Origin of the sequence: Pseudomonas sp. QTF5 (assembly GCF_000512695.2) — a bacterium.
Lineage (GTDB): Bacteria > Pseudomonadota > Gammaproteobacteria > Pseudomonadales > Pseudomonadaceae > Aquipseudomonas.
Genome location: NZ_AZRW02000034.1, coordinates 25,148 through 50,697 on the forward strand (window position 1 = coordinate 25,148; position 25,550 = coordinate 50,697).

The 25,550-nt window shown below is 58.7% G+C and carries 21 protein-coding genes and 2 pseudogenes; 10 read left to right on the forward strand and 13 right to left on the reverse strand.

Features of this window, described 5'->3' with window-relative positions; genetic code table 11:
- Positions 1–32: 32 nt before the first annotated feature.
- The 4 genes from IC37_RS22085 to sdhC are packed head-to-tail and all read right to left on the reverse strand — an operon-like array spanning position 33 to position 3,261.
- A complete protein-coding gene (locus IC37_RS22085) occupies positions 33–737 on the reverse strand; it encodes a succinate dehydrogenase iron-sulfur subunit (protein WP_007898989.1) in 705 nt (234 codons plus the stop codon).
- Positions 738–748: 11 nt separating this feature from the next.
- On the reverse strand, positions 749–2,521 hold the full coding sequence (sdhA, locus tag IC37_RS22090; protein WP_030131727.1) for a succinate dehydrogenase flavoprotein subunit: 1,773 nt from the start codon (positions 2,519–2,521) through the stop codon (positions 749–751).
- A 3-nt stretch (positions 2,522–2,524) separates the two neighbouring features.
- On the reverse strand, positions 2,525–2,893 hold the full coding sequence (gene sdhD, locus IC37_RS22095; RefSeq protein ID WP_003446906.1) for a succinate dehydrogenase, hydrophobic membrane anchor protein: 369 nt from the start codon (positions 2,891–2,893) through the stop codon (positions 2,525–2,527).
- Positions 2,887–3,261, reverse strand: coding sequence for a succinate dehydrogenase, cytochrome b556 subunit (gene sdhC / locus IC37_RS22100; protein ID WP_030131728.1), 375 nt, complete (start codon positions 3,259–3,261; stop codon positions 2,887–2,889). The genes sdhD and sdhC overlap by 7 nt, the downstream gene beginning before the upstream one ends.
- 363 nt (positions 3,262–3,624) lie before the next feature.
- On the opposite strand from sdhC, the gene gltA reads away from it, so the two are divergent.
- A complete protein-coding gene (gltA, locus tag IC37_RS22105; RefSeq protein WP_007898998.1) occupies positions 3,625–4,914 on the forward strand; it encodes a citrate synthase in 1,290 nt (429 codons plus the stop codon).
- A gap of 295 nt (positions 4,915–5,209) precedes the next feature.
- On the opposite strand, the pseudogene IC37_RS22110 reads toward gltA, so the two are convergent.
- The 4 genes and pseudogenes from IC37_RS22110 to IC37_RS22130 form a co-directional block, all read right to left on the reverse strand.
- Positions 5,210–6,024, reverse strand: a pseudogene (locus IC37_RS22110) (reverse transcriptase domain-containing protein).
- Between the two features lie 574 nt (positions 6,025–6,598).
- Positions 6,599–8,257, reverse strand: a complete 1,659-nt coding sequence (locus IC37_RS22120; RefSeq protein WP_030131729.1) for a cation acetate symporter — start codon at positions 8,255–8,257, stop codon at positions 6,599–6,601.
- Positions 8,254–8,565 carry a DUF485 domain-containing protein gene (locus IC37_RS22125; RefSeq protein WP_030131730.1) on the reverse strand — a complete coding sequence of 104 codons (312 nt, stop codon included), beginning with the start codon at positions 8,563–8,565 and terminating at the stop codon, positions 8,254–8,256. Before IC37_RS22125 ends, IC37_RS22120 begins: the two co-directional genes overlap by 4 nt.
- A 297-nt stretch (positions 8,566–8,862) precedes the next feature.
- Positions 8,863–9,714, reverse strand: coding sequence for a glycine betaine ABC transporter substrate-binding protein (locus IC37_RS22130; RefSeq protein WP_030131731.1), 852 nt, complete (start codon positions 9,712–9,714; stop codon positions 8,863–8,865).
- 286 nt (positions 9,715–10,000) lie between these two features.
- Here IC37_RS22130 and IC37_RS22140 point away from each other — a divergent pair, with 286 nt between their 5' ends.
- Positions 10,001–11,599 carry a beta-1,6-glucan synthase gene (locus IC37_RS22140; RefSeq protein ID WP_030131732.1) on the forward strand — a complete coding sequence of 533 codons (1,599 nt, stop codon included), beginning with the start codon at positions 10,001–10,003 and terminating at the stop codon, positions 11,597–11,599.
- Positions 11,600–11,627: 28 nt separating this feature from the next.
- Here the strand turns inward: IC37_RS22140 and IC37_RS22145 are convergent, their stop codons facing one another.
- The gene (locus IC37_RS22145; protein ID WP_051414872.1) at positions 11,628–12,683 is read right to left on the reverse strand and encodes an RHS repeat-associated core domain-containing protein; all 1,056 of its coding nucleotides are present in this window, start codon (positions 12,681–12,683) and stop codon (positions 11,628–11,630) included.
- Positions 12,684–12,830: 147 nt separating this feature from the next.
- Positions 12,831–13,199 (reverse strand): hypothetical protein, encoded by a 369-nt coding sequence (locus IC37_RS22150; RefSeq protein WP_030131734.1) that lies wholly within the window; start codon positions 13,197–13,199, stop codon positions 12,831–12,833.
- Between the two features lie 223 nt (positions 13,200–13,422).
- Here IC37_RS22150 and IC37_RS22155 point away from each other — a divergent pair, with 223 nt between their 5' ends.
- Together IC37_RS22155 and IC37_RS22160 are read left to right on the forward strand one after the other, a co-directional pair.
- Positions 13,423–14,721 carry a serine/threonine protein kinase gene (locus tag IC37_RS22155; protein WP_030131735.1) on the forward strand — a complete coding sequence of 433 codons (1,299 nt, stop codon included), beginning with the start codon at positions 13,423–13,425 and terminating at the stop codon, positions 14,719–14,721.
- Positions 14,714–15,502 (forward strand): VacJ family lipoprotein, encoded by a 789-nt coding sequence (locus IC37_RS22160; RefSeq protein WP_030131736.1) that lies wholly within the window; start codon positions 14,714–14,716, stop codon positions 15,500–15,502. Before IC37_RS22155 ends, IC37_RS22160 begins: the two co-directional genes overlap by 8 nt.
- Positions 15,503–15,678: 176 nt before the next feature.
- On the opposite strand, the gene IC37_RS22165 is transcribed toward IC37_RS22160, so the two are convergent.
- Positions 15,679–16,593 (reverse strand): DUF808 domain-containing protein, encoded by a 915-nt coding sequence (locus IC37_RS22165; RefSeq protein WP_030131737.1) that lies wholly within the window; start codon positions 16,591–16,593, stop codon positions 15,679–15,681.
- 134 nt (positions 16,594–16,727) lie between these two features.
- On the opposite strand from IC37_RS22165, the gene IC37_RS22170 reads away from it, so the two are divergent.
- The gene (locus IC37_RS22170) at positions 16,728–17,333 is read left to right on the forward strand and encodes a TetR/AcrR family transcriptional regulator (RefSeq protein ID WP_030131738.1); all 606 of its coding nucleotides are present in this window, start codon (positions 16,728–16,730) and stop codon (positions 17,331–17,333) included.
- A 133-nt stretch (positions 17,334–17,466) separates the two neighbouring features.
- On the opposite strand, the pseudogene IC37_RS22175 reads toward IC37_RS22170, so the two are convergent.
- Both IC37_RS22175 and IC37_RS22180 read right to left on the reverse strand, forming a co-directional pair.
- A pseudogene (locus IC37_RS22175) lies at positions 17,467–17,925 on the reverse strand (transposase).
- A 209-nt stretch (positions 17,926–18,134) separates the two neighbouring features.
- Entirely contained in the window at positions 18,135–18,575 is a 441-nt protein-coding gene (locus IC37_RS22180) for a heme-binding protein (RefSeq protein WP_030131739.1), read from the reverse strand.
- A gap of 266 nt (positions 18,576–18,841) precedes the next feature.
- On the opposite strand from IC37_RS22180, the gene gcl reads away from it, so the two are divergent.
- From gcl to pyk, 5 genes are all read left to right on the forward strand, one after another.
- On the forward strand, positions 18,842–20,617 hold the full coding sequence (gcl, locus tag IC37_RS22185) for a glyoxylate carboligase (protein WP_030131740.1): 1,776 nt from the start codon (positions 18,842–18,844) through the stop codon (positions 20,615–20,617).
- 148 nt (positions 20,618–20,765) lie between these two features.
- Complete coding sequence (gene hyi, locus IC37_RS22190) at positions 20,766–21,545, forward strand: hydroxypyruvate isomerase (protein ID WP_030131741.1); 780 nt, start codon at positions 20,766–20,768, stop codon at positions 21,543–21,545.
- Positions 21,546–21,694: 149 nt separating this feature from the next.
- A complete protein-coding gene (locus tag IC37_RS22195) occupies positions 21,695–22,585 on the forward strand; it encodes a 2-hydroxy-3-oxopropionate reductase (protein ID WP_030131742.1) in 891 nt (296 codons plus the stop codon).
- A 161-nt stretch (positions 22,586–22,746) separates the two neighbouring features.
- Positions 22,747–24,027, forward strand: coding sequence for a glycerate kinase (locus IC37_RS22200; protein ID WP_030131743.1), 1,281 nt, complete (start codon positions 22,747–22,749; stop codon positions 24,025–24,027).
- Positions 24,017–25,432, forward strand: coding sequence for a pyruvate kinase (pyk, locus tag IC37_RS22205; protein WP_030131744.1), 1,416 nt, complete (start codon positions 24,017–24,019; stop codon positions 25,430–25,432). Before IC37_RS22200 ends, pyk begins: the two co-directional genes overlap by 11 nt.
- Positions 25,433–25,550 lie beyond the last annotated feature (118 nt).

Below are 25,550 nucleotides of genomic sequence, written 5' to 3' on the forward strand. Positions count from 1 at the left end.
GGTATTGCGGTCCTACGGGTACAGCAGCTGAATCACACGCCGCTTTGCAGCAGCATGTTACGGATGTGACCGATGGCCTTAGTCGGGTTCAGGCCTTTCGGACAAACGTTGACGCAGTTCATGATGCCCCGGCAGCGGAATACACTGAACGGGTCATCCAGCGAAGCCAAACGCTCGGATGTTTTGTTGTCGCGACTGTCTGCCAGGAAGCGATAGGCTTGCAGCAGAGCAGCCGGACCCAGGAACTTGTCCGGGTTCCACCAGAAGGACGGGCACGAAGTCGAGCAGCAAGCGCACAGGATGCACTCGTACAGACCATCGAGCTTTTCACGCTCTTCAGGGGACTGCAGACGCTCGATGGCCGGAGCCGGCGTGTCGTTCTGCAGGTATGGCTTAACCTTTTCGTATTGCTTGTAGAAGATGCTCATATCGACGACCAGGTCACGGATAACCGGCAAACCTGGCAGCGGACGAACGATCAGCTTGTTGCGCTTTACGACGGCAGACAGCGGCGTGATGCACGCCAGACCGTTCTTGCCGTTGATGTTCATGCCGTCGGAACCGCAAACACCTTCACGGCAAGAGCGACGATAGGAGAAACCTTCGTCCTGCTCTTTGATCAGGGCCAGCACGTCCAGCACCATCAGGTCTTTACCACCGGTATCAACCTGGAATTCCTGCATGAACGGCGCAGCGTCCTGATCAGGGTTGTAACGATAAACACTGACTTGCAACATGGCGGCCACCCTTAATAAGTCCGAATCTTAGGTTCAAAAGTCGGAACAGTCTTCGGCGAGAAGTTCACAGCACGCTTGGTTACGCGCTTGTCACCCGGGAAGTACAGGGTGTGGCACAGCCAGTTTTCGTCGTCACGGTCTTCGAAGTCTTCACGGGCGTGAGCACCGCGGGACTCTTTGCGCACTTCTGCGGCGATGGCGGTGGCTTCGGCCACTTCCAGCAGGTTTTGCAGCTCAAGAGCTTCGATACGTGCAGTGTTGAACGCCTGCGACTTGTCATTGATCTTGACGTTGGCGATGCGCTTGCGCAGATCGGCCAGCTGGGCAATACCCTTCTGCATGTATTCGCCGGTACGGAATACACCGAAGTAGTTCTGCATGCAGTTTTGCAGCTCGCGACGCAGAGTAGCGACGTCTTCACCTTCGGTACGCTCGTTCAGAGCGGACAGACGCGCCAGGGCCGCATTGATGTCGGCGTCGGTGGCTTCGTCGTATTCGATACCGTCGGTCAGCGCTTTTTCCAGGTGCAGACCCGCCGCACGGCCGAAGACCACCAAGTCGAGCAACGAGTTGCCGCCCAGACGGTTGGCACCGTGAACCGATACGCAAGCCACTTCACCGACCGCGAACAGGCCAGGGATGATGGCGTCGACGCCGTCGGCGTCCTGGGTGATCGCCTGGCCATGAATGTTGGTCGGAACGCCGCCCATCATATAGTGGCAGGTCGGAACAACCGGAACCGGAGCAACAACCGGGTCAACGTGCGCAAAAGTCTTCGACAGTTCGCAGATGCCTGGCAGACGACTGTGCAGCACTTCCTCGCCCAGGTGGTCGAGTTTGAGCATCACGTGGTCGCCATTCGGACCGCAACCGTTGCCGGCGATGATTTCTTTAACCATCGAACGGGCAACCACATCACGACCGGCAAGGTCTTTGGCGTTCGGAGCATAACGCTCCATGAAACGCTCGCCGTGCTTGTTGATCAGGTAACCACCTTCACCACGGCAACCTTCGGTGACCAGTACACCGGCGCCGGCGATGCCTGTCGGGTGGAACTGCCACATTTCGATGTCTTGTACCGGCACGCCAGCACGCAGAGCCATGCCGACGCCGTCACCGGTGTTGATCAGGGCGTTGGTGGTGGATGCGTAGATACGACCTGCACCGCCGGTTGCCAGAACCGTAGCCTTGGCGCGGATATAGGTGGTTTCGCCAGTTTCGATACAGATAGCGATTACGCCGACGAACGCGCCGTCCTGGTTCTTCACCAGATCGACAGCGTAGTATTCGTTCAGGAACACGGTACCGGCTTTCAGGTTGCCCTGATAAAGGGTATGCAGCAGCGCGTGACCGGTACGGTCGGAAGCGGCGCAGGTACGGGCAGCCTGGCCACCTTTACCGTAATCCTTCGACTGACCGCCGAATGGACGCTGATAGATGCGACCTTGTTCGGTACGGGAGAACGGCATACCCATGTGGTCCAGCTCATAGACCGCGGCCGGGCCTTCCTGACACATGTATTCGATAGCGTCCTGGTCACCGATGTAGTCGGAACCCTTGACGGTATCGTACATGTGCCAGCGCCAGTCATCGTTCGGATCGGCAGACGCGATGGCGCAGGTGATGCCGCCCTGGGCCGATACGGTGTGCGAACGAGTCGGGAAAACCTTGGTGATCACGGCAGTCTTGTGACCGCCCTGTGCCAGTTGCAGCGCTGCGCGCATGCCGGCACCGCCGCCACCAATAATGATGGCGTCGAAAGAAATAGTTGGAATGTTAGCCATGGATCAGATACCCCAGAGAATCTGCACACCCCAGACGAAGTAAGCGAACATCGCAACGCCGCATACTGCCTGGAAAAGGAAACGTACTGCAGTCGCGGACTTGCCCAGCGCCATTGGCGTCAGGTAGTCGGTCGCGATGGTCCACATGCCGACCCAGGCGTGAGCGCCCAGGGCCACCAGGGCCAGCAGACTGAAGATACGCATCCAGTTGCTTGCGAACAGTTCGTGCCATTGGGCGTAGCCAATGCCGGGGTTCGCAACGAGGTATCCGATCAGGAAAATGAAATAAGCCGCGAGAACAACCGCAGACACACGCTGTGCCATCCAGTCATAGAGGCCCGAACGCGAAAGGTTTGTAACGCTGGTTACCATATCCAAACTCCTGCCAGAACGATCAACACCACGGATACGGCGACGATAATTTTCGAGCCCAGGCGGCCGCCTTCCAGCGTCTCACCGATGCCCATATCCATGATCAAATGGCGCACACCGGCTACCAGGTGATACAGAAGAGCGGACAGGAGGCCCCATGCTACGAACTTGGCCAGCGGGCTGGTCAAGCATGCCTTCACATCGGCAAAACCTTCCTCGGAACCCAGAGACTTGCCCAATGCATACAGCATGAAGCCAAGGCCCAGGAAGAGGATGATGCCGGAAACACGGTGAAGGAACGACGTAACGCCGGTGATGGGGAGTTTGATGGTCCTTAGGTCTAGGTTTACAGGTCGTTGGCTTTTCACGGCTTTTTTTTCACACTGAAGAGCCCCTAACAATCAGGGCAAAGTTGTTGGGGAGTGCACTGGTCAGGTAACCACCACCCAGGGATGCGACCCCCAATAAAGCTGGCCCAAAAGCCCCTGGCGGTCGGTGGCCGAGTATAGACAGTTAGGCTACTAATGACAACGCGTTCACCTTCCCCTAATAGCTGATTGCACAAGAGAGATAAAAGGCGTAAATGGCAGTCAATTTCGAGGAAAAAGTCCGGTTAAAGCCTTCTGGAGCAAGACTTTAGGCAAATTGACATTCGAATTTATCTCACTATAGTGGTGCGGGCCCTGCGTGGGGGGTCTGTCTGATGATTTCAAGCATAAATAGGAGGCCACATGGCTGACAAAAAAGCGCAGTTGATCATCGAGGGCGCAGCCCCCGTCGAGCTGCCCATTTTAACCGGCACCGTTGGTCCCGATGTTATCGACGTTCGGGGCCTGACGGCCACGGGCCGTTTCACCTTTGACCCTGGTTTCATGTCGACTGCCTCTTGCGAGTCGAAGATCACCTATATCGACGGCGACAACGGCATTCTGCTGCACCGCGGCTACCCGATCGAACAGCTGGCTGAAAAGTCGGACTACCTGGAAACCTGCTACCTGCTGCTCAACGGCGAATTGCCGACCGCAGAGCAGAAGGCCCAGTTCGTCGGCACCGTGAAGAACCACACCATGGTTCACGAGCAGTTGAAGACCTTCTTCAACGGCTTCCGTCGCGACGCCCACCCGATGGCCGTCATGTGCGGCGTAGTGGGCGCCCTCTCGGCCTTCTACCACGACTCCCTCGACATCAATAACCCGCAGCATCGCGAAATCTCCGCGATCCGCCTGGTTGCCAAGATGCCGACCCTGGCCGCAATGGTTTACAAGTACTCCATGGGCCAACCCATGATGTACCCGCGCAACGACCTGTCGTACGCGGAAAACTTCCTGCACATGATGTTCAACACCCCGTGCGAGATCAAACCGATCAGCCCGGTACTCGCCAAGGCCATGGACCGGATCTTCATCCTCCATGCCGACCACGAGCAGAACGCATCGACTTCTACCGTACGTCTGGCCGGTTCGTCGGGTGCCAACCCGTTCGCCTGTATCGCCGCCGGTATCGCTGCACTGTGGGGCCCTGCCCACGGCGGTGCGAACGAAGCCGTTCTGACCATGCTTGACGAGATTGGCGATGTTTCGAACATCGACAAGTACATCGCCAAGGCCAAGGACAAGAACGATCCGTTCAAATTGATGGGCTTCGGTCACCGGGTTTACAAAAACCGCGACCCACGCGCCACCGTCATGAAGCAGACCTGCGACGAAGTACTGAAAGAACTGGGCATCACCAACGATCCGCAACTCGAACTGGCCATGCGCCTGGAAGAGATCGCACTGACTGACCCGTATTTCATCGAACGCTCGCTGTACCCGAACGTCGACTTCTACTCGGGGATCATTCTCAAGGCGATCGGTATTCCAACCAGCATGTTCACCGTGATCTTCGCCCTGGCGCGGACCGTCGGCTGGATTTCCCACTGGAAAGAAATGCTCTCCAGCCCGTACAAGATCGGCCGTCCGCGCCAGTTGTACACTGGCTATGAGTCGCGTGATATCACCAAGCTGGAAGACCGCGAATAAGACCTGTCTTGCGATAATGTCTTGAGCTGTACCGGGAACGGCCTCTATCTAGATAGGGGCCGTTTTTGTTTGTGGGCCTTGCGGGCCTTCCCGGCTCTTTGGTTGTGTACATATCCGTTTCTGCGGTTACGGCTTCTATTGGTTTCGCTTTTACAGCGAGTCACTTTGGAAAAGCCCCAAAGTAACCAAAAGGCTTCTGCCCCTTTCGTTCGGTGCCTCGCCTAGGCTCGGCATGCCCTCGCTCCGGTCCTGCTCCGTGGGCCCGCCGCGATCGGCCATCCATGGCCGTGCGCGGCTAACCCGGCATCCATGCCGGGTTGCCCACTACGCAGAACCTCCTCTCGGCCTCTCGAGGGGGCGGTGCATCAAGATCAAAAGCTGCAGGCGAGCTAACGCTCGGCCTGTTGAATGGTGAAAAGCGCAGCGATACGCCTTGTGGGAGCTGGCTTGCCTGCGATAGCGACCTGACAGCCGACCAATCTTCCCCGGATGTACCCAGTCCAACTGTTCTGCTCAGTCGAGCGATCAAAAGGTCATGATCAACGCGATCGAAGAACTGTTCCAGATCGACGTCCACCACAATGTCCCGCCCCGAGTGAATGTAGTGCTGCGCCGCCAGTACCGCTTGGTGAGCGCTGCGACCGGGACGAAAACCATAGCTATGATCACTGAATCCCGGTCCAGCAGAGGCTGTAAAACCTGTAACAGCGCCTGCTGGATCAGTCTGTCCGTCACCGGCGGGATGCCCAGCTTGCGCTCGCCGCCCTCCGGTTTGGGGATCAGAACTCTACGCACCGGGCTTGGCCGGTACGTCCCCGCCAGCAACTGCGTCCGTATCACGGGCCAGGTCGTTCTCAGATGCTCGACCGTCTCGTCGATCCCAAGACCGTCGACGCCCGCAGCACCTTTGTTTGACCGGACTCGCTTAAGCGCCAGTTGCAGGTTCTCTCTTGTCAGGGCTTCTTGCAGAAGCCCTGACCCCATGTGGTTCAGGTCATGGCGCGGACAACCAGCTTCATCGCTGGACGCTTCGCGTCGGGTTTCACCCGTCGCAGCTCCGTCCCGCCCCGATTTCCCGGGCATCTGATGCAAGGCCTGTTGTATCGCCATGGTGAACCTCACTCCTTCTCGTTCGGCCCTTCGCTGCAACGCAGCTACTACGACCTCTGCTGACTTCTCGCTCCGGCTTGCGCCGTCGCCCTTTCAGGCATGAGGCGAGATCTCCCCAGGTAAGAACGCCATCCTTCACCGCACAACCGCCGCATTTACGTCCCCGGCACTTTGGCCACAAGAGCTTCGCAGACACTTGGCTGCTCGCCCTGACCGGTGACGCCTCAGATGCGATTCGTGTACCTCGGCTCGCGGTTTATGCTCCACGCTTCCTTCCCACACTCGGTCGCCCTCATGCAGTTGCGCTTCGCTTCATTCGCTGTGGCCAGCTCAAGAGAGGACTTTCACCTCTAGGATGGCGCCCATGCTGGGCGCACAAGTGACTCGCTGTAAGAGCGAAACCGTAGGCGGCCATAACCGCAGAAACGGATATGTACACCATCAAAAATCCCGGTCGGCTATCAGACCGCCTTCGCGGGCAAGCCTCGCTCCTACAGGGCGATAACCGCCCAATAAAAAATGCCCCAATCTCTCGACCGGGGCATTCGTTTTAACGCGGCTATATATAGAAGCCTTAGTGCGAAACCGCCCCACTCGCCCCCAACCCAGTCTGCGAACGAACAAACTGCGGGAAGAACAGCGCACGTTCGTTCACACCCTCGGCCGACTTATCGGTGATCGAGAAGAACCAGATCCCGACAAAAGCGATGGCCATGGAGAACAGCGCCGGGTATTCATACGGGAAGATCGCCTTCTCGTGACCCAGTATCTGCACCCAAATGGTTGGCCCCAACACCATCAAGCCAACAGCACTGATCAGACCCAGCCAGCCGCCGATCATCGCACCGCGCGTCGTCAGCTTCTTCCAGTACATCGAAAGCAGCAGCACCGGGAAGTTGCAGCTCGCCGCGATGGAGAACGCCAGGCCCACCATGAACGCGATGTTCTGTTTCTCGAACAGAATCCCCAGACCGATCGCCAGCACCGCCAGGGCGATGGTGGTGATTTTCGAGACGCGGATCTCGTCCTTCTCGTTGGCCTTGCCCTTCTTGATCACGCTGGCATACAGGTCATGGGACACCGCCGAAGCACCGGCCAGGGTCAGACCAGCAACCACCGCCAGGATGGTTGCGAACGCCACCGCCGAGATGAAGCCCAGGAAGATACTGCCACCCACCGCGTTGGCCAAATGCACCGCCGCCATGTTGTTGCCGCCCAACAGCGCGCCGGCCGCATCTTTGAAGGCCGGGTTGGTGCTGACCAGCAGGATCGCGCCGAAGCCGATGATGAAGGTCAGAATGTAGAAGTAGCCAATGAAGCCGGTTGCATACAGCACGCTTTTACGCGCTTCTTTAGCGTCACTCACGGTGAAGAAACGCATCAGAATGTGTGGCAAGCCAGCGGTACCGAACATCAACGCCAGGCCCAGGGAGAACGCCGAGACCGGATCTTTCACCAGGCCGCCCGGGCTCATGATCGCTTCACCTTTAGGGTGAACCTTGATCGCCTCGGAGAACAGCGCATTGAAGTCGAAGTTGACGTGCTTCATCACCATCAGCGCCATGAACGAGGCACCGGACAGCAACAACACCGCCTTGATGATCTGTACCCAAGTGGTCGCCAGCATGCCGCCGAACAGCACGTACAGGCACATCAGGATCCCCACCAGGATCACCGCAACGTGGTAGTCCAGACCGAACAACAGCTGAATCAGCTTGCCGGCACCAACCATTTGCGCGATCAGGTAAAACGCCACCACTACCAGCGAACCGCAGGCCGACAGCGAGCGGATCTGGGTCTGCCCCAGCCGATAGGACGCCACGTCGGCAAAGGTGTACTTGCCCAGGTTGCGCAGGCGCTCGGCGATCAGGAACAGAATGATCGGCCAGCCCACCAGGAAGCCGATCGAGTAGATCAGGCCGTCGTAGCCAGAGGTGAACACCAGGGCGGAAATACCCAGGAAGGACGCCGCGGACATGTAATCACCGGCAATCGCCAGACCGTTCTGGAAACCGGTGATCTTGCCGCCCGCCGCATAGTAGTCGGCGGCCGAGTTGTTTTTCTTGGAAGCCCAGTAAGTGATATATAAAGTCGCGCCGACGAACGCCACAAACATCAGGATCGCCGCGACGTTCAGGGGTTGTTTGGTCACTGCACCGGTCAAGGCGTCAGCCGCCCAGGCGCCAGGTGCGAACGCTGCGATGCTCAATAGAGCCATTAGACGCCGGATCATTGCTGAGCCTCCTTGAGAATCGCATTGTTCAAGTCGTCGAATTCGCCGTTGGCGCGTCGCACGTAGATGCCCGTCAGGATAAAGGCCGAGACAATCAGCCCGACACCGATCGGAATGCCCAAGGTAATCGAAGACTCGGGGCTGATTTTCGCGCCCAGAATATGCGGCCCGTAGGCAATCAGAAGGATGAATCCGGAGTACAGCCCAAGCATGATCGCTGAAAGAATCCAGGCGAATCGTTCTCTCTTGCTGACCAGCTCTTTGAAACGCGAGCTGTTTTGAATCGAGAGGTAAATGCTGTCGTTCATTGTTTTTATCCTCGCAGCACAGATTTAGTTGGAACGGTATCCACTCTATGCGGCTGCCGGACAGGTTCCAGACGACCTTAGTATTAGAACGACATGACAGAGTCGCCATTTTTCAGCATGCATCAAACAATGTGGGAGCGGGCTTGCTCGCGAAGGCGGAGTGTCAGCCAACATCGATGCTGAATGACACACCGCTTTCGCGAGCAAGCCCGCTCCCACATAAAAAAAAAGCAAAAGGCCCCTTGGCATTTATGCCAAGGGGCCTTTAGAGGTACTGACTAGACGCTTCAGGTCAAATCATTTGGTCCAGTCGGCAACGCGCTCCGGGTGTTTAGCCACCCAATCCTTCGCTGCGGCTTCAGGCTTGGCGCCGTCCTGAATCGCCAACATGACCTCGCCGATTTCGTCTTTCGACGCCCACTGGAAGTTCTTCAGGAACTTCGCAACTTCCGGCGCTTTGGTTGCCAGTTCTTTACTGCCGATACTGTTCACGGTTTCAGCTGCGCCATAAACGCCTTTTGGATCTTCCAGGAAGCGCAGTTTCCACTTGGCGAACATCCAGTGCGGCACCCAACCGGTGACGGCAATGGATTCGTTTTTCTTCTCGGCACGGGTCAGCTCGGCAATCATGCCGGCGCCGGAACTGGCCTTGAGCGTGTAGCCGTCCAGGCCATAGTCCTTGATCGCCTGCTCGGATTTGAGCATCACGCCTGAACCGGCGTCGATGCCGACGATGCGATTTTTGAAGCTGTCGTCGGTTTTCAGATCGGCAATAGACTTGGCTTTGACGTACTCCGGCACGATCAGGCCGATTTTCGCATCCTTGAAGTTCGGGCCGTAATCGACGACCTGATCCTTGTTCTTGGTCCAGTATTCACCGTGAGTCACGGGCAGCCACGCCGACAGCATGGCGTCGAGTTTGCCAGTGGCCACGCCCTGCCACATGATCCCGGTGGCAACCGCTTGCAGCTTCACGTCATAACCGAGTTTCTGCCGGATCACCTCGGCAGCCACGTTGGTCGTGGCGACACTGTCCGACCAGCCATCTACATAACCGATCGTCACTGCCTTGCCTTCAGCGCTGGCCACCGTAGAACTGATCGCCAGCACCAAAGCGGCACCTGCGCCCAAGAGTCGTCGCATCTTCATCGTTACTTCCCCGAAAGTGCTGCGCTCGACGGATGCCGAGCCGCTCAACGTATTGTTATGGTGCACAGCGCCCCCATCACGCCTCACTGCAAACTCGTTCAAACATCAGCGGAGTACTGACGATTGGATGATCAACCTGACGCCCAGGACGACCTGCTCTACCAGCGACCTCAAGGCATCGAGAAACGACATCAGAAGGCCATTAATTGCAACCGTCGCAAATCCATCCGCCACCCCGCCCAAACTTTGCATGTCAAAATCATGCAGGCCACCAAGCGCGGGACAAATGCAGGTAACATGCGCGGCTTTGTTCCCAGACGGCCTGACCATGCCCGTGACATCCCGCTTTCCTTTTTTTGCCTATTTATTCGCCTGCCTGCTGGGGCTTTTTGCCCTCGGCGGCTTCTGGTATGGCCTCGGCAAACCGGTGATCCTGCCGGACGTGGTCAGCGCGACGCACAAGCTGCAATGCGCCTCCTACACCCCGTTCGACAAAGACCAATCGCCGTTCGATGTGCCGTTCAAACTGCGCCCCGAGCGCATGGACGCTGACCTCGCCCTGCTGGCGACTCGTTTCGAATGCATCCGCACCTATTCCATGACCGGCCTCGAGGCCCTGCCCGATCTGGCGCGCAAGCATGGCTTGAAGCTGATGATCGGCGCCTGGGTCAACAGCAACCCGGTGGACACCGCCAAGGAAGTCGACCTGCTGATCGCCTCGGCCAATGCCAACGCCGATGTAGTGACCTCGGTGATCGTAGGTAATGAAACCCTGCTGCGCAAGGAAGTCACCGGCGCACAGTTAGCGATACTGATTAACAAAGTAAAAAGCCAGGTCAAGCAACCGGTGACCTACGCCGACGTCTGGGAATTCTGGCTCAAGCACCCCGAAATCGCTCCGGCGGTGGACTTCCTGACCATCCATTTGCTGCCGTACTGGGAAGACGATCCGTCGAACATCGACGCCGCGCTGCAGCATGTGGCCGAAGTGCGTCAGGTGTTCGGCAACAAATTTGCGCCCAAGGACGTGATGATTGGCGAAACCGGTTGGCCGAGCGAAGGCCGTCAGCGCGAAACAGCGCTGCCGAGCCGGGTCAATGAAGCCAAGTTCATTCGCGGTTTTGTCGCCATGGCCGAGCAGCAAGGCTGGCACTACAACCTGATCGAGGCTTTCGACCAACCGTGGAAACGCGCCAGCGAAGGTGCGGTCGGGGGGTATTGGGGACTGTTCGACGCCGATCGCCAAGACAAGGGCGTGCTAGCCGGTCCGGTGTCGAACGTGCCGTACTGGTCGCAGTGGTTGGTGGTGGGAGGCTTGATCTTCATCGGTACGCTGATCCTCGGCGGTCGCGTTCGCAGCACCCGCGCGGCGTTGGTTCTGCCATTGCTCGGTGCGTTGGCGGCCTGCTCAATTGGTGCCTGGGGCGATCTGGCTCGGGTCACCACGCGATTTGCTAGTGAATGGTTGTGGGTGGCGTTGCTGACGGGGTTGAATCTATTGGTGCTGGCCCATGCTGCGCTGACCTTGAGCACTCGCACTGGTTGGCGTGCACAGGCATTCAACGCCTTTGAGCGCAGGGCTGGATGGCTGGTCGCGGTGACCGGTTTTGCCGCGGCCGTGACGATGCTGGAACTGGTGTTCGACCCGCGTTATCGCAGTTTCCCGAGCGTGGCGTTCATCGTGCCGGCGCTGGTGTATCTGTGCCGTCCGGTGAGCGTGCCGCGCCGAGAAATTGCCCTGCTGACCTTCATCATCGGCGCCGGTATTGCGCCGCAGCTGTATCAAGAAGGTTTGCAGAACCAGCAGGCTTGGGGGTGGGCGCTGGTGAGTGGGTTGATGATGGTGGCGGCGTTGTGGCGGTGTTTGCGGGTTCGCAAGGGCTGAAACCGGCACCGGGCCATCCGAAGGAAAATCAGGATGTCCTTCGGACAGTTTGCGCTAGCTGACCAATGCGCTTGAATTCCTCCGCCCCAAACCCCGTGGCACCCTGCCATTTTTGAACGGCCTCATCCATTCGAACTCGTGCATGTTGAAGCGCCTGATTATCCGTATAAACCCTTTTCAGTGTTGCATCTGCCAAAGCCGAGCGCTCAAGTAACTGATTGAAATCCTGGGTTGGGCGATTTTCCAGGTTGCGCGGTCCCACAAAATTTTCAACCGCAGACTTCTGGGCCGAGACATGGTTTTTGGTCGCGGTAAAAGGTGGATGATCCGTCATATGACTGCGAATTTTGTTGTATTCATCAATGCGAGCAAGTCTTTCAGTATTGGTAGTCTGAATTAGCTCATCAACCTTGGCAGCTCGATAGGACGGGCGAAGCTTGCTAAAAGCATTGACCGTCTCGCCTATCCACCTGCGCGCGGTTGAGTCCACGATACTATAGACACGTTGCGCCAACACCCGTGGAGTCACCCCCGAGAAAAGTACTACGGCAAAATGATGTCCCGTCGGATCCACCCGATTTACCGGATCCCCCAGGCAATACGCATACGCATTCACCCCCCCCTTCCCAAACGGGCTCAAACTGTCCGGGCTATTGAACCGCATCAACACCGGATTGAACGCCCGATACCCATTCCCGAGCAGGTAATGCCCAGTGACCGGATCCCGACGCTCACCATTGAAACCCAGCAGACTGAGCAAGCCACTTTCGGGGGAGTGATGACCGTAGGGGGAATAAACAGGTCGTTGGTGCTGACCGATGGCAAGGGAGTGCAAAACCGAACGTTGCAGGTCAGTGGCCAGTAAAGCGGAGTCAACTTCACCCGCCTCACGCTGTTGCTGAGCCAATAGCTGCGCCTCGTGCTCAAATACCGAGTATTGCACCTGACCCTGTATCTCTGTGGCCAAACGTTTTTTTCGGTAATAACGCTGAACGCTTTCCTGATTCAGCGGCGCCCAATTCGCAACCCTATCCAACGGGTCGTATTGATAGCGGCAGAGCAACGTCTCACGCCGGACACCCATGGCTTACTCCGTTTTGTATCCAAAAGCCTGGACCGTTAGATTCGGAGTTATCAAGATGACTGTCTACTATCAAAACTGCTAGGTAGACAGAAGAAACTTCGGCAACCTTGCCGGCCTCATCGCGAGCCTGCTCGCGATGACGGACTATCAAGCGCTACGAGAAGCCCGGACCAACCGCAAAGCAGCAATCACCACCGCAAACACCGCCAACGTGGTGTTGTACAACGCCAACGCCGGAAACCCGAACACCAGCGCCAATACCGCCAACCACCACCCTGCCCGGCCCGGAACCACGAAACCGATAATGGCCGCGACCAGTGCCGACCAGCCCAACACCTTGAAGTGAATCATCAAGCCCAGACTCGAACGCATCTGGCACTCCCAGCGACTGGCCTCATCAACGCAAATGCCGACCCATTGAGCATCCTCCATGAAGCCATAACGCGCGCCATAACTGGCGGCCAGCCACAATGGTAGAAGAACGAGCAGCAGAATCACGGGCAGACGGCGGGACATGAAGCACTCCAATAAACGAAATCGGCGGCCAGCTTAATCCCCCGACAGCCTTACGCAAGCGCTAACAACAGTTAACTGGTCAGCCAATCACTGCAAAGTGTATCGTCCCGCTACCGTTGCTCCGAAATCTGGCCTGTTTAGTGTTCATCATGGCACTTTGGCGCAAATCCTGTGGTCATAGCCTGCGAACTTCATTCGGCACCTTCCTCTAAGGGATCTAGTCATGCTCCGTTCCTTGCGCTGCGCCGCCCTGTTTGGCGGCTTGATTTTAAGTGCGTCCGCACTGGCGGCCGACATTGATGCCGCCAGTTACGGCTACCCCCTGACCAACCCGTTCGAGGCGACCATCGCCACGACACCGCCGGAGTTACGCCCGGAACTGCCGCTGGACGACGACATCAATCAGTCGGACCGCAGCGTCACGTTGCGCCCCGAGCGTGAGTTCAGCCTGCCGGACAACTTCTGGCCGGTTAAGAAACTCACCTACCGCATCGCCACACAAGATCAAGCGGCACCGTTGATCTTCCTGATCTCCGGCACGGGTGCACGCTATGACAGTACCCTCAACGAATACCTGAAAAAGCTCTACTACAAAGCCGGCTATCACGTGGTGCAGCTGTCGTCGCCGACCAGCTTCGACTTCATGACCGCCGCTTCGCGTTTCGCCACCCCCGGCGTGACCAAGGAAGATGCCGAAGACATGTACCGGGTGATGCAGGCTGTGCGGGCGCAAAACCCGAAACTGCCGGTCACCGACTATTTCCTGAGCGGTTACAGCCTCGGCGCCCTGGATGCGGCCTTTGTGGCGCACCTGGATGAAACCCGTCGCAGCTTCAATTTCAAGAAAGTCTTGCTGCTCAACCCGCCGGTCAACCTTTACACCTCGATCACCAACCTGGACAAGCTGGTTCAAACAGAGGTGAAGGGCATCAACAACAGCACCACCTTCTATGAGCTGGTGCTGGACAAACTGACCCGCTACTTCCAGCAGAAGGGCTACATCGACCTCAACGATGCCCTGCTCTACGACTTCCAGCAGTCCAAGCAGCACTTGAGCAACGAACAGATGGCCATGCTGATTGGCACTTCGTTCCGTTTCTCGGCAGCGGACATCGCCTTCACCTCGGACCTGATCAACCGCCGCGGCCTGATCACGCCACCGAAATACCCGATCACCGAAGGCACCACCCTCACGCCGTTCCTCAAACGCGCGCTGCAATGCGACTTCGACTGCTACCTGACCGAACAGGTCATTCCGATGTGGCGCGCCCGCACCGACGGCGGCAGCCTGCTGCAACTGATCGATCAAGTCAGCCTGTATGCACTCAAGGACTACCTGCACGACAGCCCGAAAATCGCCGTCATGCACAACGCCGACGACGTGATCCTCGGCCCTGGCGACCTGGGGTTTCTGCGCCGGACCTTCGGCGACCGTTTGACTGTTTATCCATTGGGCGGCCATTGCGGCAACCTCAACTATCGCGTCAACAGCGACGCCATGCTGGAGTTTTTCCGTGGCTAAATACCCCCTGCTGATCGCAGCGTTACTCTGTGCAGGCGTCGCCAACGCCGACAACAGCAAAGCCAATGCACCTGTGGTGGTCGATAGTGACGGCTTCAAGGAACCGCTGAGCAAACTCAAATTCAACCCCGGACTGGATCAGCGCGAGTTCGAACGCTCGACGCTCAACGCGCTGAATGTCTACGACCCACTGGAAGAATGGAACCGCCGCGTCTACCACTTCAACTACCGTTTCGACCAATGGGTGTTTCTGCCCGTGGTCAACGGCTATCGCTACGTCACCCCAGGCCTCCTGCGTACCGGCGTCAGCAACTTCTTCAACAACGTCGGTGATGTGCCGAACCTGATGAACAGCCTGCTGCAATTCAAGGGTCAGCGTTCGATGGAAACCACCGCGCGCTTGCTGCTCAACACCACCATCGGTGTCGCTGGTCTGTGGGACCCGGCCACCGCCATGGGGCTACCGCGTCAGAGCGAAGACTTCGGCCAGACGCTAGGCTTCTACGGCGTACCGGGCGGCGCCTACTTCGTGCTGCCGATCCTCGGCCCGTCAAACCTGCGTGACACCGCAGGCCTGGCGGTCGATTACACGGCCGAATCGGCGATCAACTTCCTGAACGTTTCCGAAGTCAGCTCCAACCACCCGGAAGTCTTGGCACTGCGCGTCATCGACAAGCGCTATCAGAACAGCTTCCGCTACGGCCAGCTGAACACGCCGTTCGAATATGAAAAAGTGCGTTACGTGTACACCGAGTCACGCAAGCTGCAGGTTGCCGAGTAACTCCGACGGCAAACAAAAAAGGCCATTCGATGCAGATCGAATGGCCTTTTTTATGCGCGGTGTCTCAAACACCACCAATCAACTGTGGGAGCGGGCTTGCTCGCGAAGAGGCCATCACATCCAATATCAATGTTGACTGACACACCGCTTTCGCGAGCAAGCCCGCTCCCACAAGTTCAGCCCTTCACCGTTTTCCAAACCTTGCTGACAGCCATCACCACAACCAACACCGCCGCACCCGCCACAATCCCGGCCACCGCATTCAGCAACGTCGGTACGATAAACCCGGCCCCACCAGCACCCGCGCTGACACTCTCGATCCAGTGATGAACCACCGGCACGCCGTGGGTCAGAATCCCGCCGCCGACCAAAAACATCGCCGCTGTGCCGATCACCGACAGGCTTTTCATCATGTACGGCGCCGCACGCAGAATCCCGCCGCCGATGCTTTTGGCCATCTGGCCGGGCTTCTGGGTCAGCCATAGACCGAGGTCATCGAGCTTGACGATGCCGGCCACCAGGCCGTAGACACCAATAGTCATGACGATGGCGATGCCCGAAAGCACGATCACTTGCTGGGTCAGCGAAGCGGCAGCCACGGTGCCCAAGGTGATGGCGATGATTTCCGCCGAGAGAATGAAGTCGGTACGAATCGCACCTTTGATCTTGTCCTTCTCGAACGCCACCAGATCGACCGCCGGGTTGGCCACGGCCTCGACCAGCTCTGCGTGTTCGGCCTGATCTTCAGCTTTGCTGTGCAGAAATTTGTGGGCGAGTTTCTCGAAGCCTTCGAAGCACAGGTAAGCGCCACCGACCATCAACAACGGCGTGACCAGCCACGGAATGAACGCGCTGATGGCCAAGGCCGATGGCACCAGGATCAATTTGTTGAGGAACGAACCCTTGGCCACCGCCCATACCACCGGGATTTCCCGCTCGGCACGCACGCCGGAAACCTGCTGGGCGTTGAGCGCCAGATCGTCGCCAAGCACACCGGCGGTCTTCTTCGCGGCCATTTTGGTCATCAACGCCACATCGTCCAGTACGGTGGCGATGTCGTCGATCAGCACCAGCAAACTGCTTCCTGCCATGAATCAGGTTTCCTTCTTGAATGAATGCTGCGCAGCATAGCGCGACCCGAGGCCACACGGGGCATTCTTGAGCGCCGCGCGAGGCCGGTGCTACCATGCGCAACCGCCAGAACAGGCAAGGAACCCCTTGGTTTATGAGCACTATCCGCGAGCGCAACAAAGAACTGATCCTGCGTGCCGCCAGTGAAGAATTTGCCGACAAGGGCTTCGCTGCGACCAAAACCAGTGACATCGCGGCCAAGGCCGGGCTGCCCAAGCCCAACGTCTACTACTACTTCAAATCCAAGGAAAATCTCTACCGCGAGGTCCTGGAAAGCATCATCGAGCCGATCCTGCAGGCCTCGACGCCGTTCAACGCCGATGGCGTGCCCAGCGAAGTGCTGAGCGGTTACATTCGCTCGAAAATCCGCATCTCCCGTGACCTGCCTTTCGCCTCCAAGGTATTCGCCAGCGAAATCATGCACGGCGCCCCGCACCTGAGCCCCGACCTGGTCGAGCAACTCAACGGCCAGGCCAGGCACAACATCGACTGCATCCAGACCTGGATCGACCGCGGCCAGATAGCCCCGATCGACCCCAACCACCTGATGTTCAGCATCTGGGCCGCAACCCAGACCTACGCCGATTTCGACTGGCAGATCTCTGCGGTTACCGGCAAGGCCAAACTGGATGAGGCCGACTATGAAGCGGCGGCGCAGACGATTATCCGGTTGGTGCTCAAGGGGTGCGAGCTGGACTGAAAGACCGCGGTGCGGCCTTCGCGAGCAAGCCCGCTCCCACATTATTGGATCTACTGCGTACACAAAATCCGTGAGCAACCGAGATCAACTGTGGAAGCGGGCTTGCTCGCGAATGGGGCAACTCGATTCCCCATCAAACCCAAATGGCATCCCACAACGGATAGTCACCCAACTTCTCAACCAGTCCCGCCCGTAATGGGTTGGCAACGACATACCGGGCCACTCTCACCAAACTCTCCTCTTGCCGCAGTGCATGATCATGAAAGCTCTGCTGCCAAAGACTACCTGTCCGTCCAGTCGCCGAATTGATTGATCGAGTGCTCAAGGATTTCGCCTGACACATCAACTGACCCAGCGACCCCTTTTGCAATTGAACAAGTCAATGAAAATGATCGGGCATGACAGCCCAGGCCAATGAGTCGGCAAAACCCTCGTTCTGTGCTTGCTTGAATTGATGTACGACCATCCTGCCCAAAGTGTAATCCTTGAAAACAGGCTCCCGCCCAAGGGTATTGGCCGTCAGTAGGTAGATGCGGTTTTGCTCTGCATAGCGACCAATGCGCAGGCGATGTGATGCTGACAGTTCAGGCATTCCTTTGCCCCTTCATGGATGAAATCATGAAAAGGCTAGATCAGCGAATACCGGACAGTGGGGCAGACTTTTAGCTGGATGTGTCTGGAACATCGCCTTCGCGAGCAAGCCCGCTCCCACCGTTGATCTGCGGTGTTCACACTGTGTCCATCGACGATCAGTGTGGGAGCGGGCTTGCTCGCGAAAGCGGTAGATCAGTCACCAAATAATCAAGCCGTCACCCCAGCATCCGCCCTCAACCCCTGCGCCTCAACCGCCGTGATCGCACATTGCTCATCAACATCAGACAAATCACCGCTGATGCCCACCGCCCCCAACACATTCCCGTCCTGATCCCGAATCAGCACGCCGCCCGGTACCGAGACGACGCTGCCCTGCCCCAGGCTATTCAGTGCGGCGAAGAAAGCCGGGCGTTGTTGGGCATCCTGGGCCAACAGGCGTGAGCCCTTGCCCAGGGCAATCGCGCCCCACGCTTTGCCAATGGCGATCTGCGGGCGCAGCAGGCTGGCGCCGTCTTCGCGTTGCAGCGTTATCAAATGCCCACCGGCGTCCAGCACGGCAACGGTCAAGGGCGCGGCGGAGATTGCGCGGCCTGCGGAGAGGGCCTGATTGGCCAGGTTGACTGCGACGTTCAAGGTTAAAGCGCTCATGGTGCCGTCCTCATTTAGTTATTGGGAAAGCCGTGGGATTGCTTTCTGTTGCGCAATCCAATGCAACAAATAGAACACAATGAATTATTTTTTTGTATACAATAATTCTAGAAAAGCGCCACATGCGACGAAAAGCCACAGTCCTTCGGGCTTCCGACGAATGAAACAGCTGCTTGAGAAAATGGATTGACCTGCGCCGTCCGCCGTGAATACACTCTGCGCAAAGCCACTTGTATACAATTACAAAACGTAAGAGGCACAAAACAATGAGCAAAATGAGAGCAATCGAAGCCGCCGTTCTGGTGATGCGCCGTGAAGGGGTTGATACCGCTTTTGGCATCCCCGGCGCTGCGATCAACCCGCTGTACTCCGCCTTGCAGAAGGTCGGTGGCATCGATCACGTCCTCGCTCGCCACGTTGAAGGCGCCTCGCACATGGCCGAGGGCTACACCCGCACCAAGGCCGGCAACATCGGCGTTTGCATCGGCACCTCCGGCCCGGCCGGCACCGACATGGTCACCGGGCTCTACAGCGCCTCGGCCGACTCGATCCCGATCTTGTGCATCACCGGTCAGGCACCGCGGGCCCGGATGCACAAGGAAGACTTCCAGGCCGTCGACATCACCAGCATAGTCAAGCCGGTCACCAAGTGGTCGACCACCGTTATGGAGCCGGGCCAGGTGCCTTACGCGTTCCAGAAAGCCTTCTATGAAATGCGCTCCGGCCGCCCAGGCCCAGTGCTGATCGACCTGCCGTTCGACGTGCAGATGGCTGAAATCGAATTCGACATCGACGCCTATGAACCGCTGCCACTGGCCAAGCCGACCGCTAACCGCGTGCAAATCGAGAAGGCTCTGGTCATGCTCGATCAGGCTGAACGTCCATTGCTGGTCGCCGGTGGCGGCATCATCAATGCCGACGCCAGCGAGTTGCTGGTGGAGTTCGCTGAGCTGACCGGTATTCCAGTGATCCCGACCCTGATGGGCTGGGGCACCATCCCGGACGATCACCCGCTGATGGTTGGCATGGTCGGTCTGCAAACCTCGCACCGTTATGGCAATGCCACGATGTTGAAGTCGGACCTGGTGCTGGGCGTCGGTAACCGTTGGGCTAACCGCCACACCGGTTCGGTCGACGTTTACACCGAAGGCCGCAAGTTCATTCACGTCGACATCGAACCGACCCAGATCGGCCGCGTGTTCACCCCGGACCTGGGCATCGTGTCCGACGCCGCTGCCGCGCTGACTGTGTTCATCGAAGTCGCTCGCGAATGGCAAGCCGCCGGCAAGCTGAAAAACCGCAGCGCCTGGCTGCAAGACTGCCAGCAACGCAAAGCCAGTCTGCAGCGCAAAACTCACTTCGACAACGTGCCGGTCAAGCCGCAACGCGTTTACGAAGAGATGAACCAGGTATTCGGCAAGGACACCTGCTACGTCAGCACTATCGGTCTGTCGCAGATTGCCGGCGCGCAGTTCCTGCACGTCTACAAACCGCGTCACTGGATCAACTGCGGCCAGGCCGGCCCGTTGGGCTGGACCATTCCGGCAGCACTGGGCGTGGTCAAGGCTGATCCGACCCGCAAAGTGGTGGCGCTCTCGGGCGACTATGACTTCCAGTTCATGATCGAAGAACTGGCGGTGGGCGCGCAGTTCAAGCTGCCGTACATCCACGTTGTCGTGAACAACTCGTACCTGGGGCTGATCCGTCAGGCCCAGCGCGGTTTCGACATGGACTACTGCGTGCAGCTGTCCTTCGACAACCTCAACGCTCCGGAACTCAACGGTTACGGTGTCGACCACGTGGCTGTCGCCGAAGGCCTGGGTTGCAAGGCACTGCGGGTGTTCGAACCGGCTCAGATCCAGCCTGCCCTGCGCAAGGCTCAGGAACTGATTGAGGAGTTCAAGGTGCCGGTGATCGTCGAGATCATTCTGGAGCGCGTGACCAACATTTCCATGGGCACCGAGATCAACGCCGTCAACGAATTCGAAGACCTGGCGCTGGTCGGCAACGATGCGCCAACGGCGATTTCGTTGCTCGATTAACTGCTGATCGCTCCCAGTGTGGGAGCGGGCTTGCTCGCGAAGGCGGCGGCACAGTCAACATTGATATCGCCTGACACACCGCTTTCGCGAGCAAGCCCGCTTCCACAGGGATCTGGGAACGACGACTACACCTATACGGGAGACCACCATGCCGCGTTTCGCAGCCAACCTGTCCATGCTGTTCACCGAGCAGGATTTTCTTGCCCGTTTCGACGCTGCCGCCAAGGCCGGCTTCAGTGGTGTCGAATACCTGTTCCCCTACGATTTCAGCTCCGCCGAAATCAAGGCCAAGCTCGATGCCAATGGCTTGACCCAGGTGCTGTTCAATCTGCCAGCCGGTGACTGGGCCAAGGGCGAGCGCGGTATTGCGTGCTTGCCGGATCGGGTCGAAGAATTCCGCGCTGGTGTCGATCTGGCCATCGCTTACGCCAAAGTGCTGGGCAATACCCAGATCAACTGCCTGGCCGGTATTCGTCCACAAGGCGTCGACGATGCCACCGTGGAGATCTTTGTCGCCAACCTCAAGTACGCGGCCGAGAAGCTGCAAGCGGCGGGCATCAAACTGGTGATGGAAGCGATCAACACCCGTGACATTCCAGGCTTCTACCTGAACAACACGGCGCAAGCCCTGTCGATTCGCGAACAGGTCGGCAGCGCCAATCTGTTCCTGCAATACGACATCTATCACATGCAAATCATGGAGGGCGACCTGGCCCGGACCATGGCTGCGCACCTGGGCGAGATCAACCACATCCAGTTGGCCGACAACCCAGGGCGCAACGAACCGGGCACGGGTGAAATCAACTACCGCTTCCTGTTCGAACACCTGGACCGAATCGGTTATCAGGGTTGGGTTGGCTGTGAATACAAGCCGCTGACCACCACTGAAGCGGGTCTGGGATGGTTGAAAACCCATAACGCGATTTGACGCAATCCATGTGGGAGCGGGCTTGCTCGCGAAAGCGGTGTAACAGTCACATAGATGCTGAATGTTATGGCCTCTTCGCGAGCAAGCCCGCTCCCACCAAAAGCGCTCCCCTATTTGCTTGAGCAATACAAAAACAAGAGGATTTTCTCATGGCTAAAATCGGATTTATCGGCACCGGCATCATGGGCCACCCAATGGCGTTGAACCTGCAGAAAGCCGGTCACAGCCTGTTCCTGTCGGCGCACCACGACCCAGCCCCTGCCGACCTGATCGCCGCTGGCGCCGTCGCGCTGGCAAACCCGAAAGAAGTGGCCCAGGAAGCTGAATTCATCATCGTCATGGTCCCGGATACCCCGCAGGTCGATGACGTGCTGTTCCGCGCCGACGGTGTTGCGGCAGGCGTGAGCAAAGGCAAAGTCGTGATCGACATGAGCTCGATCTCGCCAACTGCCACCAAAGCCTTCGCGGCCAAGATCAACGAGAAAGGCGCGCAGTACCTCGACGCGCCGGTGTCCGGTGGCGAAGTCGGCGCCAAGGCTGCGACCCTGAGCATCATGGTCGGCGGCGATGCCGATGCGTTCGAACGCGCCCTGCCGCTGTTCCAGGCCATGGGCAAAAACATCACCCTGGTCGGTGGCAACGGCGACGGTCAAACCGCGAAAGTGGCGAACCAGATCATCGTCGCGCTGAACATCCAGGCTGTGGCCGAAGCGCTGCTGTTCGCCTCGAAAAACGGTGCCGATCCAGCCAAGGTGCGTGAAGCGCTGATGGGCGGTTTCGCGTCGTCGAAGATCCTTGAAGTTCACGGCGAACGCATGATCAAGGGCACTTTCGACCCGGGCTTCCGCATCAGCCTGCACCAGAAGGACTTGAACCTGGCCCTGGCCGGCGCTCGCGAACTGGGCATCAACCTGCCGAACACCGCCAATACCCAGCAGGTGTTCAGCACCTGCGCGGCTATTGGTGGCAGCAACTGGGACCACTCGGCGCTGATCAAGGGCCTGGAACACATGGCGAATTTCTCGATTCGCGATAAGTAAACCCTGCCTCGGCACTGATCGTTCCCACGCTCCGCGTGGGAATGCAGCCCGGGACGCTCTGCGTCCCAAAGCGGACGCGGAGCGTCCATAGATGCATTCCCACGCGGAGCGTGGGAACGATCATCTGCTTAAACCAAGAACAATAAAATTGGGAGCCCGCCATGTCGGTCGATCCGCAACAACTGCTGCGCGAGCTGTTTGCCACAGCCATCGATGCGGCCCATCCGCAGCACGTTCTCGAAGCCCATTTGCCCAAAGATCGCAGCGGTCGGGTGATCGTCATCGGCGCCGGTAAAGCCGCAGCCGCCATGGCCCAGGTGGTCGAGCGCTGCTGGCAGGGCGAAGTGTCCGGCCTGGTGGTGACCCGTTACGGCCACGGCGCCCCGTGCGAAAAAATCGAAGTGGTCGAAGCCGCTCACCCGGTGCCGGATGCGGCTGGTTTGGTTGTCGCGAAACGAGTACTGGAACTGGTCAGCGACCTGAGCGAAGACGACCGCGTGATCTTCCTGCTCTCGGGCGGTGGATCGGCATTGTTGGCACTGCCGGCCGCCGGTATCACCCTCACCGACAAACAGTCGATCAACAAAGCCCTGCTCAAATCCGGCGCGACCATCGGTGAGATGAATTGCGTGCGCAAGCACCTCTCGGCGATCAAGGGTGGACGTCTGGGCAAAGCCTGCTGGCCGGCCACGGTTTATACCTATGCGATTTCCGATGTACCGGGCGATCTCGCCACGGTCATCGCGTCCGGCCCCACCGTGGCCGACCCGAGCACCTCGGCCGAAGCGCTGGCGATCCTCAAGCGTTATGGCATTGAAGTCCCGGTCTCGGTGCGCAACTGGCTGCAAAACCCGGAATCGGAAACGGTCAAACCCGGCGATCCGAGCCTGGCCCGCAGTCATTTCCAATTGATCGCCCGCCCACAGCAATCGCTGGAAGCAGCAGCGGTGAAAGCCCGTCAGGCCGGCTTCAGTCCATTGATTCTCGGCGATCTGGAAGGCGAATCCCGGGACGTGGCAAAAGTCCACGCCGGCATTGCGCGGCAGATCGTCCAGCACGGCCAGCCGCTGGCAGCACCGTGCGTGATTCTGTCCGGCGGCGAAACCACCGTCACCGTGCGCGGCAATGGCCGTGGCGGGCGCAACGCCGAATTCCTGCTGAGCCTGACCGACAGCCTCAAAGGCCTGCCCGGCGTCTACGCGCTGGCCGGTGACACCGACGGTATCGACGGTTCCGAAGACAATGCCGGCGCCATCATGACCCCAGGCAGTTACGCCCGCGCCGCCGCCCTCGGCCTGAGCGCCAGCGATGAACTGGACAACAACAATGGCTACGGCTATTTCGCCGCGCTGGATGCGCTGATCGTCACCGAGCCGACCCGCACCAACGTCAACGACTTCCGCGCCATCCTGATTCTCGAGAGCCCTAAACATGACACCTGACAAGAAGGTCAAAATCCTCGCCACCCTTGGCCCGGCCACCAACGGGATCGACGACATCCGTGAGCTGGTGCAGGCCGGAGTCAATATCTTTCGCCTGAACTTCAGCCACGGCGATCATGCCGACCATGCACAGCGCTATCAGTGGATTCGTGAAGTCGAGCGCCAGCTGAATTACCCGCTGGGAATTCTGATGGACCTGCAAGGCCCGAAACTGCGGGTCGGCAAATTCGCTCAAGGCAAAGTGCAGCTGCATCGCGGCCAGGCCTTGCGCCTTGATCTGGATACCACGCCGGGCGATGAGCGCCGGGTCAACCTGCCTCACCCGGAAATCATCGCAGCACTGGAGCCAGGCATGGACCTGCTGCTGGACGACGGCAAGCTGCGCCTGCGGGTGGTGACCAAGTATGCCGACGCCATCGACACCACGGTGCTCAATGGCGGCGAGCTGTCGGATCGCAAAGGCGTCAACGTGCCGCAAGCAGTGCTGGATCTGAGCCCCCTGACCGCCAAGGATCGTCGCGATTTGAGCTTCGGTCTGGAGCTGGGTGTGGATTGGGTTGCGCTGTCGTTCGTGCAACGCCCGGAAGACATCCGCGAAGCTCGCGCACTGATCGGCGACAAGGCGTATTTGATGGCGAAGATCGAGAAGCCATCGGCCGTGACTCAACTGCGGGAAATCGCCGAATTGAGCGATGCGATCATGGTCGCTCGCGGTGACCTGGGCGTGGAAGTCCCGGCCGAAAGCGTGCCGCAGATTCAGAAAAACATCATCAGCACCTGCCGCCAACTCGGCAAACCGGTGGTGGTGGCGACGCAGATGCTGGAGTCGATGCGATTCTCCCCGGCGCCGACCCGCGCTGAAGTCACCGACGTCGCCAACGCGGTGGCCGAAGGCGCGGACGCGGTGATGCTGTCGGCGGAAACCGCGTCCGGCGAGTATCCGCTGGAAGCCGTGCAGATGATGAGCAAGATTATCCGTCAGGTGGAAAACGGCCCGGACTATCAGGCCCAACTGGACGTGAGCCGACCGAAAGCCGAGGCCACGGTGTCGGACGCGATCAGTTGCGCCATCCGCCGCATCAGCAACGTGCTGCCGGTGGCGGTGCTGGTGAACTACAGCGAGTCGGGCACGTCGAGTCTGCGTGCGGCGCGGGAACGGCCGACGGTGCCGATCCTCAACCTGACGCCGAACCTACAAACCGCGCGGCGATTGACGGTGGCGTGGGGCGTGCATTCGGTGGTCAATGATCGGCTGCGCCAGGTGGATGAAGTGTGCTCGACGGCGTTGGAGATTGCCCAGGCACAGGGGATGGCTCAGCGGGGCGATACGTTGTTGATCACGGCGGGAGTGCCGTTTGGGCAGCCGGGTTCGACCAATTCGTTGCGCATTGAGACGTTGATTTAGCGCCTGTACCGGCCTCTTCGCGAGCAAGCCCGCTCCCACATTAGTCTTGCGTCGATCACAGATTAAATGTGGGAGCGGGCTTGCTCGCGAAGCAGGCAACTCGGTCCCCCCAGACACA